This window comes from Brachybacterium sp. 107 (assembly GCF_052379725.1).
Classification (GTDB): domain Bacteria; phylum Actinomycetota; class Actinomycetes; order Actinomycetales; family Dermabacteraceae; genus Brachybacterium.
This window is the reverse complement of record NZ_JBQSYW010000001.1, coordinates 204,219-219,199: the sequence shown is the minus strand read 5'-3', so window position 1 is coordinate 219,199 and position 14,981 is coordinate 204,219. Positions and strand designations below refer to the sequence as shown.

The following is a 14,981-nucleotide window of genomic DNA, read 5'->3' as shown; positions in this document are numbered from 1 at the left end:
CTCGCCTCAGCGGTCGTCGCGCGGACGATCGTCCTCGCGCCAACGGATGTCCCCGCCGCCTCGCGGGGCGGCGGGCGGGCGGGAGCTGCGAGCACGCCGGTCGTTGTAGTACGACAGGCCCACGTTCAGAGCCAGGGTGATCCCGACCGACAGCATGAAGCCGGCGAACGTGGACCGCACCCCGAGCAGACGCAGCACGATGAACAGCACCCCGATCGCGATGACGCTGAAACCGATGTGCTCACGCACTCGCGTGGCCAGGCTGCGGGATCGTCGGTTCATCCCGACATCCTATCCGTGTGAGCTGAACAACCCGTGGGATGTCGCATCGCCCCGGTCGGCGACGTGAGACAGCGCGCACCCAGGTCGCCAGGTGACGACAACGGTGGCGGACGGGATACCCTGACTGCGTTCCCAGGGGTGGCATCGTGGCCGCAACGGCCTGCCGCCCTCTGCCGATATCGAGAGGAATGCAACCCCGTGGACCTGTATGAGTACCAGGCCCGCGATCTCTTCGAGAAGCACGGCGTGCCCGTGCTCGGAGGAGTCGTCGCGGAGGACCCTGCCACTGCCAAGGCCGGAGCCGAGAAGCTCGGCACCCCGGTCGTCGTCGTCAAGGCCCAGGTGAAGACCGGTGGCCGCGGCAAGGCCGGTGGCGTGAAGATCGCCAAGTCCCCTGAGGAGGCGGAGCAGAAGGCCTCCGAGATCCTCGGCATGGACATCAAGGGCCACACCGTGCATCGCGTCATGGTCGCCGCCGGCGCCGACATCGCCGAGGAGTACTACTTCTCGCTGCTGCTGGACCGGGCCAACCGCAACTACCTGGCCATGTGCTCGGTCGAGGGCGGCATGGAGATCGAGCAGCTCGCCGTCGAGCGCCCCGAGGCGCTCGCCCGCGTGGCTGTCGACCCCAACGTCGGGATCGACGAGGCCAAGGCGAAGGAGATCGTCGACGCGGCGAAGTTCGACGCGGAGACCGGTGCGAAGGTCGCCCCCGTGCTGCAGAAGCTCTGGGACGTCTACCGCGAGGAGGACGCCTCCCTGGTCGAGGTCAACCCGCTGGTCAAGACCGGCGCCGGAGACATCGTCGCGCTGGACGGCAAGATCACGATCGACGAGAACGCCGGTTTCCGTCATGAGGACCACGCGGCCCTCGTGGACACCGCCTCCGAGGACCCGCTGGAGACCAAGGCGAAGGCACTGGACCTCAACTACGTGAAGCTCGACGGCGAGGTCGGCATCATCGGCAACGGTGCGGGACTGGTCATGTCCACGCTCGACGTCGTCGCCTACGCCGGTGAGTCGCACGGCGTGAAGCCCGCCAACTTCCTGGACATCGGTGGTGGCGCCTCGGCCGAGGTGATGGCCAACGGCCTCGACGTGATCCTCGGTGACGAGCAGGTCGCCGCAGTGTTCGTGAACGTCTTCGGCGGCATCACCGCATGCGATGCGGTCGCCAACGGCATCGTCGGCGCGCTGAAGAAGCTCGGCGACTCCGCGACCAAGCCGCTCGTGGTCCGTCTCGACGGCAACAACGTCGAGGAGGGTCGCAAGATCCTCGCCGACTTCGCCCACCCCCTCGTCACCCAGGCCGACACCATGGACGGCGGCGCCGCGAAGGTTGCCGAGCTCGCCGCCGCAGGAAAGTGAGCAGGACCCGACATGTCTATCTTTCTCGATGAGAACAGCAAGGTCATCGTCCAGGGCATGACGGGCTCGGAGGGCATGAAGCACTCCCAGCGCATGCTCGACTCCGGCACCGCCATCGTGGGCGGCGTGAACCCCCGCAAGGCCGGCCAGTCGGTCTCCTTCGAGGGTGGCACCGAGGTGCCCGTCTTCGGCTCCGTCAAGGAGGCCATGGAGGCCACCGGTGCGAACGTCTCCGTGGTCTTCGTGCCGCCGAAGTTCGCCAAGGATGCTGCGCTCGAGGCCATCGACGCCGCGATCGAGCTCCTGGTGATCATCACCGAGGGCATCCCGGTCAAGGACGCCGCGGAGTTCTTCAACTACGCGCAGTCCAAGGGCGAGACCCGGATCATCGGTCCGAACTGCCCGGGCGTCATCACCCCCGGTGTCTCGAACGCGGGCATCACCCCGTCGAACATCACCGGCACCGGCAAGCTGGGCCTGGTCTCCAAGTCCGGCACGCTGACCTACCAGATGATGTACGAGCTGGCCGACATCGGCTTCACCACCGCCATCGGCATCGGCGGCGACCCGATCATCGGCACCACCCACATCGATGCGCTCGAGGCGTTCGAGAACGATCCCGAGACCGTGGGCGTCGTGATGATCGGTGAGATCGGCGGCGACGCCGAGGAGCGCGCGGCCGCGTACATCAAGGACAACATGACGAAGCCGGTCGTCGGCTACGTCGCGGGCTTCACCGCCCCCGAGGGCAAGACCATGGGACACGCCGGCGCCATCGTCTCCGGCTCCGCGGGCACCGCCCAGGCGAAGAAGGAGGCCCTCGAGGCCGCCGGCGTCAAGGTCGGCAAGACGCCGACCGAGACCGCCGACCTGATGCGCGAGATCGTCAAGGGCCTGGCCTGAGAGATCGAGCCCCGGACGACGTCGACCGAGGTCGCACCGTCTGATGCAGCGCCCCGGATCCCTCACAGGGTCCGGGGCGCTGTGCATTCCGGGGCTGTCCGGCGACCAGGGCCCGGAACCCTCGCCGCGCCGACTAAGCTGGTCGGAGTCTGCCGTATGCCTACGAAGGAGGGGACCCCGTGAGTGGAGATCTCATCGACACCACCGAGATGTATCTGAAGACGGTGTTCGAGCTCCATGAGGCGGGGATCGCGCCGATGCGGGCTCGGATCGCCGAGCGACTCGGGCACTCCGGTCCCACGGTGTCCCAGACGGTGGCCCGCATGGAGCGCGACGGGCTCCTCCACCTCGACGGGCAGCGCCGCATCCGGCTCACCGCCGAGGGCACCGAGGTCGCGACCGACGTGATGCGCAAGCACCGGCTGGCCGAGCGGCACCTCCTCGACGTGATCGGGCTCGACTACGCCCTGGTCCACGAGGAGGCCTGTCGGTGGGAGCACGTGATGAGCATCGAGGTGGAGCGCCGGCTCGCGGAGCAGCTCGAGCCTCCCTACATCGACCCGTACGGGAACCCGATCCCCGGTCTCGCCGCGCTCGGCATCAAGGAGACGCAGGACACCCCGGACAGTAAAGAGCCGACCAATCCTCCCCGCGAGCTGATCGAGTCGGTGGCCGACGGGGAGACGGTCGAGGTCGTGCTGCGACGGATCGGTGAACGGGTGCAGAGCGACGTCGAGCTGCTCGGAGAACTTGCACGTCATGGCATGATTCCAGGAGCTCGGATGCATGCCGAGCGACTCGCGGGGACCGTGGTGCTGCGGGGCCCGTCGGGAGGCGAGGTGGCGGTCTCCGAGATCGTGGCCGGTCAGCTCCATGTGACCCCGCTCGACGCCGGGTAAAGGGCGCGTCAAGCTCTTCCCCAGACCTTTCTGTCGAGCTGACCGGGCCGCCATGCTCCCCCTACGCTCGTAGTCGTGCCGAGGCGTCCGAGCCGCGGCATTCCTCCTGGAGAGCCCCACCGCGCACCAGGTTCGGAGTGGGACGCTGCTGAGCGCGGGGGCATCTGCCCAGGGGCTGGGAGCCGAAACGTGTCGAACACTGTGAACAACACTCACCGCCGCAGCATGCGGACGGTGACCCCCGTGGTCCGCGCCGGTCGCGCGACCGCCGGTGCTGCGATGGCCGCCGCGATGCTCTTCGGCGGCGCAGCTGCAGCCACCGCCGAGCCGCAGGCCGAGGCCCCGGTCGCCCCGCAGGCCGGCCCCGCCGTCATCGCTCCGGTGGCCGCTCCCGCCGTCGAGATCCCCGTCGCCGGTGTCGCTGCGGACGTCACGACCGCTGACGCCACGACCGAGGCCGCGCCCACGACCACGACCACGGCCGATGCTCCCTCCTTCGCCCCGGCCGGCGGATCGATCTCCGTCGAGGTCGGTCCCACGGAAGCGGAGATCGCCGCTGCTGAGGCAGCCGCCGAGGAGGAGCGCGCCGCTGAGGAGGCCGCTCAGGCCGAGGCCGCTGAAGCCGAGGCGCAGGACCAGCAGCAGACCGAGACCCGCGACGAGGACGACAGCGCCGACCGCTCGAACGAGCGCACGGGCACCTCGAACGACTCCACCGAGTCGAATGACTCCAGCAGCTCGAACAACTCCGGCGAGTCCAGCAGCTCCCGCGAGTCCAGCAGCTCCAGCGATAGCTCCTCCGAGAAGAAGAAGGAGAAGTCCGCTCCGGCACCCTCCGCCAGCAAGGGCAGCTCCATCCTCGCCACCGCCCGTTCGGGCATCGGGACGCCGTACGTCTTCGGCGGCACGTCCACCTCGGGCTGGGACTGCTCCGGCTTCGTGCAGTGGGTCTACGCGCAGCACGGCATCGACCTGCCGCGCGGGGCCAACGCCCAGGGCGCGTCGGGCACCGTCATCCCGCGCTCCGAGGCGAAGCCCGGCGACCTCGTGTACAAGCCGGGTCACATCGGCATCTACGCCGGCGGCAACAAGTTCGTCGACGCCGGGAACTCCCGCGTCGACACCACCGAGCGCAACATCTACTCGGGCAGCTGGACCTTCGTCCGCGTCGGCAGCTGACCCGTTCAGCACTGATCGCGACCCCGTGCCACTGAGGTGGTGCGGGGTCGCTCCCATTTCCGGGCCGGATGCTGTGCGCTCCCATAGGGCGCCGGTACCGTGTCAGGGTGTCTTCTGCCCGTGATCTCCTCGCCGCCCTCCTGCTGACCGGAGCCCTGCTCCTGGGTGCCCTCTGGCTCTCCGGTGCCTGGATCGACCGGAACGTCGTCGAGCAGAGCGGCTTCCTCGCCATCACCGAGCCTCTCGCCGCCGATGAGGCGATCCAGCGCGACATCTCCGACAGCGCCGTCGAGAAGGTCCTGGACGACGACAGGATCCCCGGCTGGGTCGCGGACCAGGTCGCGCCGCTGATCCAGGACCAGGCCCCGAAGCTCACGGGCACGCAGGGATACGCGACGCTGTGGGACGGCACCATGCGAGACCTGCACGAGGGCCTGTTCACTCCCGGAGCGAGCGACCTCGAGGTGGATCTCTCCCCGGTCATCGAGCAGATGCTCGACGCCGTCGACGGGTCGCTCCCGGTCAAGATCCCTCGACCCGAGAACGCCACCATCACCCTGACCACGATCCCGGATGTCCCCGTGCTCACCACGGCGCACACGGTCGCGCCCTGGTTCTCCTGGGCCGGCCCCGCAGCGCTGGTCCTCGCGGCGCTCGCGCTGCTCGTCGCCGCCCATCGTCGGGCAATGCTCGCGCTGGCCGGCGTGGCGGGGATCATCGCCGGCGCGCTCACCTGCCTGCTCGCCGGCACGATCGGCACGCTGGTGCCGAACTCCATCGATCAGGCGGACTTCCTCGGGCCGATCGTGCAGGCCTTCGAGACGCAGTTCGCCGCCGACGTGATGCCGCAGGGCGTGATCATCCTCGGCGTCGGCGCACTCATCGCGACCGTCGGGCTCGTGCTGGTGGGCGTGCACCGCCGGGACTAGGGGGACGAGCGGGACCGACGGGACGAGCAGGGACGGACAGGTGCCGCCGAGCAGGGGCGGCGACACCCGCACCTCCCGTCCCAGGGGCGGCGATACCCGCACCTCCCGTCCCAGGGGCCGGGTCGCCTTGGGCCGGGTCACCTCGGGCGGGGTCGCCAGAGCTCGCGTCAGAGGGCCCGGGTCAGACGAGTCGGGTCAGAGGAGGCCGAGCCGCTCGAAGGCCGTGACGATCCCGTGCTCCGACGGGCCGGGGACCTCGAAGAGGGCGGCGTCGCGGACCTCGTCGCGGGCGCCCGCGATCGAGATCCCGGTCCCGGCCGCACGCAGCATGCCCAGGTCGTTCAGCCCGTCCCCGATCGCGACGGTCGCGGCGAGGTCCAGGCCGAGGTGCTCGACCGTGCGGCGCAGCCCGTCGGCCTTGTCGACCGTGAGCAGATGCAGCTCACCGGAGCTGGTGTCCTCGGACGTGATGGAGTTGGGCAGGGCGCCGATCTCCGGACCGATCTCCGCCGCCAGCTGCTCGACGGGCACCCGGGACTCCCACAGTGAGATCTTCGCGAAGGAGCAGGCCCCGAGATCCTCGGGGACACGGACGGCGTCGACGATGTCGCGGGGGCCGTTGCCGATGCCGGCAGCGGCGTGAGGCGCGGGATCCGCCATCCGGGCACGGATGCGCCTCGAGGCCGACGACGAGCACCACAGCGCCTCAGGGGCCTCGAGCGCGAAGGCCACGTCATGGCGCTCCAGCACCTCGGCGGCGCGTCGGCCCAGGGCGGCCGGGAAGCGCTCGTCGTGCAGCACCTCGTCCCCGACGCGGACGTGGCCGCCGGCGGAGGAGATCACGCCGTCGAAGAGCGCGGCGACCTCGGGGGCCACGATCGAGGCCGGCCGGCCCGTGCTGAGCAGGATGAGGTGCCCGTTCGCGCGCGCCCGGGCGACTGCCTCGGCGTGCTCGAGAGGGGCGACGCCCTGGTCGGCGAAGGTGCCGTCGAAATCGATGAACACGCAGCGGCGGTCGGCCACAGAGGTCTCCTCAGGAACGTCGTGATGTGGAGAGACCAGCCTAGTCGGTGCCCCGTGGGATCAGAGCCGACGGTGCGCGCTGACCAGGACGGAGACCGTGACCGAGAACACGGGGGAGTGCTGTGCGTCAGGGGCTTCGTCGAGGGCTTCGTCGAGGGTGTCGCCGGGGGCCCCGTCCAGAGCCGCGGCCAGTGCTGCGGCCAGCTGCGCCTCCTCCACGTGACGGGCGCTCGGCGTCATGGCGATCAGATCGCGGATCCTCGCCTCGTCCACGCTCACCTGGTAGGTCACCTCGCGCTGCGCCGCGGTGGCGAAGAGCGGGTCCAGGGCGGCGTGCAGGCGCTCCTCCTTGCGCGGGTCCACGGTCACCATCTGCGGGACGATCTCGCGCAGCTCGGCGAGGTGCGCGCCTGTGGGGCGGACGACGACGAGCCGGCCCTGCGGGCGCAGGACCCGGGCGAACTCGGCGGGGTTGCGGGGCGCGAAGGCGTCCAGGAGGAGGTCCACGCTGCCGTCCGCGAGGGGGAAGCGGGCGAAGACGTCGCCGCTGTACGCGGCGGCGCGCTCGTGGGCGCGGGCGGCGAAGCGCAGGGATCTCGAGGACGTGTCGAAGCCGAGGCCCCGTGCGGCCGGGAAACGGTCCAGCGATCCACCGAGGTAGTAGCCCGTCCCGCAGCCTGCGTCGAGGATCGTCGAGCTGTCCTCGAGCGCCGGGACGGTCTCGGCGGCGAGGTCCGTGATCCCCGCGAGCAGCGGTTCGTAGGCTCCGGAGTCGAGGAAGCGCTGCCGGGCGCGAGCCATCTCGTCGTCGTCCCCGCTGATGGCCCCGCCGCCGCCGAGCAGCGAGACGTACCCGGCGCGCGCCACGTCGAAGGTGTGCCGTCGCGGGCAGCGCAGCGCGTGCTCCGCCGGCTCGAGGCCGTCACCGCATTGGGGACAGCGCAGCACGTCGAGGGCGTCGAGCAGGGCCGGGGGTACGGGGGAGGACATCTCAGAAGGGTACGTTCTCCCGCGGGCGGGCTACGCTTCGCCCGGTCCTGTCGGCCGGGGCGGTTCGTCAGGCCATCTCCGTCCGGCCCTGAGGGTCAGACCTGCTTGATCAGGGAGAGTTCGAACTCGAGCTGGATGCGGTCGCTGACCAGGAGTCCGCCGGAATCCAGCGGGGTGTTCCAGGAGATGCCCCAGTCGCGGCGATCGATACGGCGCGAGCCCTCGAAGCCGGCGCGCACGTTGCCGAAGGGATCGGTGTCGATGCCCATGAAGCGCAGCGGGACCCCGATGCTGCGGGTCCGGTCCTTGATCGTCAGATCCCCGGTGACGATGAAGCTGTCCTCGTCGACCTCCTCGATGCGGGTCGAGGAGAAGGCCATCTCGGGGTAGGTCTCGGTGTCGAAGAAGTCCGTGCTGTGCAGGTGGTCGTCGCGCTGCTGGCTGCGAGTATCGACGCTGGTCATCTGTACGGTGAGCTCAGCGCGGCTGAGGGAGGGATCCTCGAGATTGATCTCGATCTGTCCGGTGACGTCGTTGAAGGCGCCCCGCACGCGGGTGACCATCGCATGGCGGGTGGCGAACCCGATGCGGGTGTGGGACGGGTCGATGTCCCAGGTCCCGGTGAGCGTGGTGTCGGTCATGGAGTGCCTCTTCGATGAGTTGGACTTCAGATGATCGTCGCCGTACGTCCGCGGAGCGTTCGGCGTGCGGGTCGACGCAGGCCGAGGCCGCAGGCGTCGACCGATGGGTCGCCTCGGAACCTACCAGCACCCATCGACCTGCTTCGTCACCCCGCCCACGCAGGGGCCTCAGAGGTGATCTGCCTCGCTCACGGCGCGCGCCAGGTGCTCACCGGTCACGGTGCTCCCGGACTCGACCAGCTGGGCCGGGGTCCCCTCGAACACGATGCGTCCGCCCTCGGTCCCGGCCCCGGGTCCGAGGTCGATGATCCAGTCCGCATGGGCCATCACCGCCTGGTGATGCTCGATGACGATCACGCTCCGCCCGGACTCCACGAGTCGGTCCAGCAGGGCGAGCAGGGCGTCGACGTCCGCGAGATGCAGGCCCGTCGTCGGCTCGTCGAGCAGGAGGATCCCGGTCCTCTCACCCAGGTGGGTGGCGAGCTTGAGACGCTGGCGCTCCCCGCCCGAGAGCGTGGTCAGCGCCTGGCCGATGGTCAGATAGCCGAGCCCCACCTCGTCCAGGTGCCCCAGCATCTTCGCGGCCGCGGGCACCGACGCTCCCGGGGAGGAGAAGAACGCGAGCGCCTGTTCGACGGACATCTCCAGCACATCGGCGATGTTCCTCGCGCCGCCGTGGGCGTCGCCGAGCGTGTACTGCAGGACGGCCGCCTGGAAGCGTCGGCCCTCGCACTCCTCGCAGGGGGTCGAGACGGTCTCCATGAACCCCAGCTCCGTGAAGATCACCCCGGCGCCCTTGCAGACCGGGCAGGCACCCTCGGAGTTGTTCGAGAACAGGGCGGGCTTCACGCCGTTGGCCTTCGCGAAGGCCTTGCGGATCGGCTCCAGCAGACCCGTGTAGGTCGCGGGGTTGGACCGTCGGGAGCCGCGGATCGCCCCCTGGTCGACCACGGTGACCTCCGCGTCGCGGGGGAGCGAGCCGTGCACGAGAGAGCTCTTGCCGGACCCGGCGACGCCGGTGATCACGGTGAGCACGCCGAGCGGGATGTCGACGTCGACGTCGCGGAGGTTGTGCTGGTCCGCGCCCCGGATCTCGAGGGCACCGGTCCGCTCGCGGGTCTGCTCCTTGAGGGTCGCCCGGCGATCGAGGTGGCGTCCGGTGAGGGTGTCCGAGGCGCGCAGCCCGGCCACATCGCCCTCGTACTGGAGCTCGCCGCCGTGGGAGCCCGCCCGCGGACCGAGGTCGACGGCATGGTCCGCGATCGCGATCGTCTCGGGCTTGTGCTCGACCACCAGCACCGTGTTGCTCTTGTCCCGCAGTGCGAGCAGCAGCTGGTTCATCGTGGCGATGTCATGGGGATGGAGCCCGATCGTGGGCTCGTCGAAGACATAGGTGACGTCGGTCAGGGCGGAGCCGAGGTGACGGATCATCTTGGTGCGCTGGGACTCGCCGCCGGACAGGGTGCCCGACGGGCGGTCGAGGGAGAGGTAGCCCAGCCCGATCGTTACGAAGGAGGACAGCAGGGCGGAGAGGTTCGTCAGCAGCGGGGAGACCGTCGGCCCCTGATGACGCTCGCGCAGCTCCTCGACCCAGATGGCCAGATCGGTGATCTGCCAGGCGGTGACGTCCGCGATCGAGACGCCGTCGATCAGGGACGTGCGGGCATGCTCTGCGAGCCGGGAGCCTTCGCACTCGGGGCAGGTCACGAACTTCACCGCACGGTCCACGAAGGCCCGGACATGGGGCTGGAGGGCGTCGCGGTCCTTGCTGAGGATCGACTTCTGGATCTTCGGGATCAGGCCCTCATAGGTCATGTTCACCCCGTCGATCGTGACCTTCGTGGGCTCCTTGTACAGGAAGTCGTGGAGCTGCCGCTTCGTGAAGGAGGCGATGGGCTTGTCGGAGGGGAAGAACCCGGAGGACGCGAAGATCTTCACGTACCAGCCGCCGGCGGCGTAGTTGGGGATCGTGAAGGGGCCCTCGTCCAGCGACAGGTTCTCGTCGTACAGCTCGGCGAGGTCCACGTCGGAGATGTGTCCCATGCCCTCGCAGCGCGGGCACATGCCGCCCACCCGCGAGAAGCTCGTCCTCTCCGCGATCGTCTTCGCCCCCTTCTGCACGGTCATCGCTCCGGCGGCCGTGACGCTGGGGACGTTGAAGGAGTAGGCGCCCGGACCGCCGACGTGCGGCTCGGCGAGCGTGGAGAACAGGGTGCGCAGGTAGGCGTTGGCGTCGGTGACCGTCCCGACGGTGGAGCGCACGTTCGCTCCCATCCGCTCCTGGTCCACGATGATCGCGGTGGTCAGACCCTGCAGGTCGTCCACGTCGGGCCGGGCGAGCGACGCCATGAACCCTTGGATGAACGAGCTGTAGGTCTCGTTGATCATCCGCTGCGACTCCGCGGCGATGGTGCCGAAGACCAGGGAGCTCTTGCCCGATCCCGAGACGCCGGTGAACACGGTCAGGCGTCGCTTGGGGATGTCCAGGGAGATGCCGCGCAGGTTGTTCTCCCGAGCACCCCGGACGCGGATCACGTCGTGGGCGTCGGCGGGGGCGCTGCGAGGGGTGACGGTGGTCATCGGTCCTCCGAGGATCGCTTCCGGTCGGTTCCTGCAGTCCTCGATAATATCCTCACGCTGCTGCGGGCACCCTCGGCGCCGGCCGCCTGCATCGACCTGGAGGAGGGCTAGCCTGGGGCGGTGACCGACACTACGCATTACGACATCGCCCTGATCGGCTCCGGGTCTTCGAACTCGTTCCCGGGCCCTGACCTCTCCGACCGCAGCATCGTGCAGATCGACCGAGGGGTGGGCCCGGACCATGTCTTCGGCGGGACCTGCCTGAACCTCGGCTGCATCCCGACCAAGATGTTCGTGCACACCGCGAACCTGGCGGCGACCCCGGCGGAGTCCGGCCGCTTCGGCCTGACCGAGCAGCTCCAGGCGGTGGACTGGCCGGCGATCCGCGACCGCATCTTCGGCCGCATCGACCCGATCACCCACGGCGGCGAGGAGTACCGCCGTGATCACGAGGACAACGCCAACCTGACACTGGTGCGCGGCACCGCCTCCTTCACCGGGGCGAAGACGCTCCACGTGCTCGACGCCGACGGCGGCGAGCGCACGATCACCGCCGACACGATCGTGCTCGGTGCCGGTTCCCGGCCCGTCCTCCCACCCATCGACGGCCTGGCCGACGCCGCCCCGCACACCTCGGACACGATCATGCGGATCGACCAGCTGCCGGCGTCTCTGGCCATCCTCGGCTCCGGCGTGATCGCGGTGGAGATGGCGCACGTGTTCGCCTCCCTCGGGGTCGAGGTCACGCTCATCGCCCGCTCCGAACGTGTGCTGCGCGCGGCCGACGCCGACGTCTCGGCCCGCCTCACCGAGATCCTCGGCGAGCGCCTCCACCTCGAGACCGGATTCGGCACGACCTCCGTGCGACGCACCGCGGCCGGGGTGGAGCTGCGCGGCCGTCGCGACGGCGAGGACGTCGTGCTGGAGGCCGAGGAGCTGCTGGTGGCCGTCGGCCGTCGGCCCAACTCCGACCTGCTGGACGTCGACGCCGCCGGGATCGACACCACCGAGGACGGCCGGGTGGTGGTCGACGAGTTCCAGCGGGTCCAGGGCGGCGGGGAGACGCTCGAGGGCATCTGGGCGCTCGGGGACCTCTCCAGCGCGCATCAGCTCAAGCACGTCGCCAACCACGAGCAGCGGATCGTGCGCCACAACGTCCTGCACCCAGAGGATCTGCGGCGCTCCGACACGATGCCGATCCCCAGCGGCGTCTTCACCCACCCACAGGTGGCATGGGTGGGGATGGACGAGGCCACGGCCCGCGAGAGCGGACGCACGGTGAAGGTCGGCGTCCAGGAGTACGCCTCGATCGCTTACGGCTGGGCGATGGAGGACACCAGCGGCTTCGCGAAGATCATCGCGGACGCGGAGACGACCGAGATCCTCGGCGCCCATCTGATCGGCCCCGAGGCCACCACGCTGGTCCAGCTGCTGATCCAGGCGATGAGCACCGGGCAGACCGCCCGCGACATCGCCACCACCCAGTACTGGATCCATCCGGCGATGCCGGAGCTGGTCGAGAACGCCCTGCTGCAGCTGCTGGACTGACGAGCACGAGGACGGGGCCGGATCCGCTGGTGCGGAACCGGCCCCGTCCTCGTGCGCTGCGGGTCAGCCTTGCTCGGCGCCCGGCAGGCAGGACTTCAGAGGGTCCTGATCGACCGTGGGGCCCTTGCCGGGCTTCGCCTTCTCGGACTCCGCTTCGTCCGTCGTCGCCGAGGAGTCCGGGGACTCTTCGGTCGGCGCCTCGCCCTCGCCGTCTGCGACCTTGCTCTCCTCGGGATCGTCCGCCGTCGCGGCGGGGTCGCTCGAGCCGGGCTTCGTCTCTCCGAGCACGGACTCCGGCTCGTCCTTCGCCATGGAGTCCTCGATCGAGGCGGCCGTCCACTCCTTGAGGTAGTCCCAGTCCGGATTGCCGGACGGCGTCACGTCCGGGGTGATCGGGTAGGACTCGAAGCCGCCATCCTTGATGCGCAGGGCGAGATCCACGAACGCACTGAGGTTCGCGACCGGGATGTCGGTCTGGATGTTCTCCTCGGTGGCGGTCACCAGACCGGGGATCGACATGGCCAGGGTCGTGGGATCCGATTCCTCGGTCACCGCGCGCACCATGCGCTGCTGGCGGCACATGCGGTTGAAGTCGTTGGATCCTTCGCGGGAACGGGCGTACCAGAGGGCGTGATATCCGTCGAGCTTCTGCTCGCCGGGTTCGATGTAGCCCGTCACCGGGTACTTCCCGCCCGTGGCCTGGTTGACGCCGCCGCCGATCGGGATCCGCCGTTCCACGACGAGGTCCACCCCGTCGATGGCGTTGACGAGGTCCTCGAAGCCCTGGAGGTTGACCATCGCGTAGTAGTCGCTCTCCAGCCCGAGGGTCTCCTCGACGGCCCAGGTCGTCGCGGTCAGTCCGGGATTGGGATCGCCCGGGAAGAGGTCGGGGCGGTCCTCCGCCCAGGTCCATACGGCGTTGATGAGGTCCTGGTTCTTGCCGAAGTAGTCGAAACCGTCCGGGAACTCCTTCGCCGCGGTGGTCCCCTTGGGGAAGCGGACCTTCTCGAGGTTGCGCGGGATGGAGAACAGGGCGGTCCTGCCGGTGGCGGTGTCGACCGACGCCATCATGATCGTGTCCGGGCGGGTGCCGGTGCGGTCCTCGCCGGAGTCCTGGCCGAGCATCAGGATGTTCACGCGCTCCGTGTTCGCCCAGGGATCCTTGCCCTCGACGAAGGGGTGTTCGCGACCCTCGCCGCCCGCGAACACGGACTTCGAGCCGAGCAGCCCTTGAGCGGCCCAGAGCGACTGGACCCCGCGACCGAACGGCATCGCCACGGCGACCACCATCAGGGCGGCCAGCGCCAGGGCGATATAGCGCTTGGTCCCCTCGAGCCGCTGCCGCTTGGTGTGCGCGAGGTTCGCGAGCACGATCTGCAGCGCCCAGACCACTCCGACCAGGCCGATCGTGGCCATGATCCCGATCAGGACGGTGCGATGGGTCAGCAGCATCATGCCGGTGCGCAGCGGGTCGCCGATCACGAGGAACGCCGCCACGAGCACCACGGTGAGGACGAGGACGGCCAGCAGGATCCAGCCGAGGCGACGACGGTGCGTGGTGAGCAGTCCGGATCCCGGGAGGATCGTCGTCAGGACGGTCCACATCGCCACCTTCGGCAGCGACCCCTCGTCGTCGGAGCCTTCCGGGACGTGGCCGTCATCGTCAGGTCCGTCGGGGCGATCCTCGTCGTCGCCGGGGCCGCCGGGGCCGCCGGGGCCGCCAGGGCCGCCGGATCCCGTGGGAGCGAGTGCGTCGTCGGGCCCGGTGGGAACCTCGGAACCCGTGGGGCCGTCCTCAGCCCCTGCGGGGGCGCGGCGATCAGGATCGGGACCAGAGGATTCGCCGCCCCTGCTCGCAGACGCGGAGGGCGCCGATTCCTCGGCGCCGGACGCCGCGGTTGCCCCGGCCACGCCAGCTGCTCCGACCATGCCGGCTGCCCCGACGGCCGCAGCGGCCGACGGTGCTCGATGGTCGTCGGGACCGCTCGCCGCCGATGCTGGGGTACCGGAAGGGGGTGAATCGGGGGTCGCCGTCGGCCGCGCAGGGTCTGCCCGGCGGGCGCGACGTGCGGACGACGGGAAAGGTCGCGCTTCGGAGAAGGAGTACGAGCGCTCCGGGGCCGCCGCAGGGCTCACGGGACTCGCAGGAGCGGGGCTCTGCGTGCTCCAGGCATCCTGGTGTGCAGCGTCCTCGTCGAACGAGGGGTGCTGGGCAGATGCAGCCCCGGATCCCTCCTCGGGGAGCTGGAACGCGGCACGGCGGCCGCGCGGGCGTCGTGGCGGTCGGTCGACAGGCGCGGCAGCTGTTGCAGGCGCGACCGGAGCGGCAGGTCCCACCGGCTCTGAGGGCTCCAGCGGCTGAGCAGGCTGCAGCGGCTGCGCAGGCACGACCGGCTCTGCGTCGTCACGACGCGCGGAGGGAATGTCGGACGCGGAGGGTGCGCCAGGCGAGGCAGACGAGCCAGGCGAAGCAGTCCGGCTAGGGGCAGCAGGTGCAGCAGGTGCAGCAGGTGCGGCAGGAGTGCTGGATGCGGAAGGCGCAGAAGTCGCGGAGCGTCCGGCCGACGGCGGGACCGCCGGCAGGGGAGGGGCGGACCCCGAAGGCTCTGCCGACGAGGCCGACTGTGCTGACGGTGCCG

Annotated in this window: 12 protein-coding genes; 6 read left to right on the top strand and 6 right to left on the bottom strand. The window is 70.0% G+C overall.

The features are described from left to right. Positions 1-6: 6 nt before the first annotated feature. Positions 7-282, bottom strand: a complete 276-nt coding sequence (locus ACT3UL_RS00980) for a hypothetical protein (RefSeq protein ID WP_444576195.1) — start codon at positions 280-282, stop codon at positions 7-9. A 198-nt stretch (positions 283-480) separates the two neighbouring features. Here ACT3UL_RS00980 and sucC point away from each other — a divergent pair, with 198 nt between their 5' ends. The 5 genes from sucC to ACT3UL_RS00955 all read left to right on the top strand — a co-directional run bounded on the left by sucC (position 481) and on the right by ACT3UL_RS00955 (position 5,560). Next, positions 481-1,650 carry an ADP-forming succinate--CoA ligase subunit beta gene (sucC, locus tag ACT3UL_RS00975; RefSeq protein ID WP_343925380.1) on the top strand — a complete coding sequence of 390 codons (1,170 nt, stop codon included), beginning with the start codon at positions 481-483 and terminating at the stop codon, positions 1,648-1,650. A 12-nt stretch (positions 1,651-1,662) separates the two neighbouring features. Beyond that, positions 1,663-2,553, top strand: coding sequence for a succinate--CoA ligase subunit alpha (gene sucD / locus ACT3UL_RS00970; RefSeq protein WP_441447877.1), 891 nt, complete (start codon positions 1,663-1,665; stop codon positions 2,551-2,553). A gap of 179 nt (positions 2,554-2,732) precedes the next feature. Next, positions 2,733-3,452: a metal-dependent transcriptional regulator gene (locus ACT3UL_RS00965; protein WP_441447878.1), complete on the top strand. Its 720-nt coding sequence runs from the start codon at positions 2,733-2,735 to the stop codon at positions 3,450-3,452. A 225-nt stretch (positions 3,453-3,677) separates the two neighbouring features. Then, positions 3,678-4,631: a C40 family peptidase gene (locus ACT3UL_RS00960; RefSeq protein WP_444576551.1), complete on the top strand. Its 954-nt coding sequence runs from the start codon at positions 3,678-3,680 to the stop codon at positions 4,629-4,631. Between the two features lie 107 nt (positions 4,632-4,738). Further along, positions 4,739-5,560, top strand: coding sequence for a hypothetical protein (locus ACT3UL_RS00955; protein ID WP_444576193.1), 822 nt, complete (start codon positions 4,739-4,741; stop codon positions 5,558-5,560). Positions 5,561-5,755: 195 nt separating this feature from the next. Here ACT3UL_RS00955 and ACT3UL_RS00950 read toward each other — a convergent pair whose 3' ends face one another. From ACT3UL_RS00950 to ACT3UL_RS00935, 4 genes are all read right to left on the bottom strand, one after another. Continuing rightward, positions 5,756-6,583: an HAD hydrolase family protein gene (locus ACT3UL_RS00950; protein WP_444576191.1), complete on the bottom strand. Its 828-nt coding sequence runs from the start codon at positions 6,581-6,583 to the stop codon at positions 5,756-5,758. Positions 6,584-6,643: 60 nt separating this feature from the next. Further along, positions 6,644-7,573 carry a putative RNA methyltransferase gene (locus tag ACT3UL_RS00945; protein WP_444576189.1) on the bottom strand — a complete coding sequence of 310 codons (930 nt, stop codon included), beginning with the start codon at positions 7,571-7,573 and terminating at the stop codon, positions 6,644-6,646. Positions 7,574-7,668: 95 nt separating this feature from the next. Next, on the bottom strand, positions 7,669-8,214 hold the full coding sequence (locus ACT3UL_RS00940) for a YceI family protein (RefSeq protein ID WP_444576187.1): 546 nt from the start codon (positions 8,212-8,214) through the stop codon (positions 7,669-7,671). A gap of 168 nt (positions 8,215-8,382) precedes the next feature. Next, positions 8,383-10,794 carry an ATP-binding cassette domain-containing protein gene (locus tag ACT3UL_RS00935; protein WP_444576186.1) on the bottom strand — a complete coding sequence of 804 codons (2,412 nt, stop codon included), beginning with the start codon at positions 10,792-10,794 and terminating at the stop codon, positions 8,383-8,385. Between the two features lie 120 nt (positions 10,795-10,914). Here ACT3UL_RS00935 and ACT3UL_RS00930 point away from each other — a divergent pair, with 120 nt between their 5' ends. After that, positions 10,915-12,342 (top strand): mycothione reductase, encoded by a 1,428-nt coding sequence (locus ACT3UL_RS00930; RefSeq protein ID WP_444576184.1) that lies wholly within the window; start codon positions 10,915-10,917, stop codon positions 12,340-12,342. A gap of 63 nt (positions 12,343-12,405) precedes the next feature. Here the strand turns inward: ACT3UL_RS00930 and ACT3UL_RS00925 are convergent, their stop codons facing one another. Next, positions 12,406-14,253 carry an LCP family protein gene (locus ACT3UL_RS00925; protein ID WP_444576182.1) on the bottom strand — a complete coding sequence of 616 codons (1,848 nt, stop codon included), beginning with the start codon at positions 14,251-14,253 and terminating at the stop codon, positions 12,406-12,408. Positions 14,254-14,981: the final 728 nt, after the last annotated feature.

What these genes read in the sequence shown, in the direction of transcription:
- ACT3UL_RS00935 (WP_444576186.1), bottom strand. Translation starts at nt 10,794, where the DNA reads ATGACCACCGTCACCCCTCGCAGCGCCCCCGCCGACGCCCACGACGTG.
- ACT3UL_RS00980 (WP_444576195.1), bottom strand. Translation starts at nt 282, where the DNA reads ATGAACCGACGATCCCGCAGCCTGGCCACGCGAGTGCGTGAGCACATC.
- ACT3UL_RS00960 (WP_444576551.1), top strand. Translation starts at nt 3,678, where the DNA reads ATGCGGACGGTGACCCCCGTGGTCCGCGCCGGTCGCGCGACCGCCGGT.
- ACT3UL_RS00945 (WP_444576189.1), bottom strand. Translation starts at nt 7,573, where the DNA reads ATGTCCTCCCCCGTACCCCCGGCCCTGCTCGACGCCCTCGACGTGCTG.
- sucD (WP_441447877.1), top strand. Translation starts at nt 1,663, where the DNA reads ATGTCTATCTTTCTCGATGAGAACAGCAAGGTCATCGTCCAGGGCATG.
- ACT3UL_RS00940 (WP_444576187.1), bottom strand. Translation starts at nt 8,214, where the DNA reads ATGACCGACACCACGCTCACCGGGACCTGGGACATCGACCCGTCCCAC.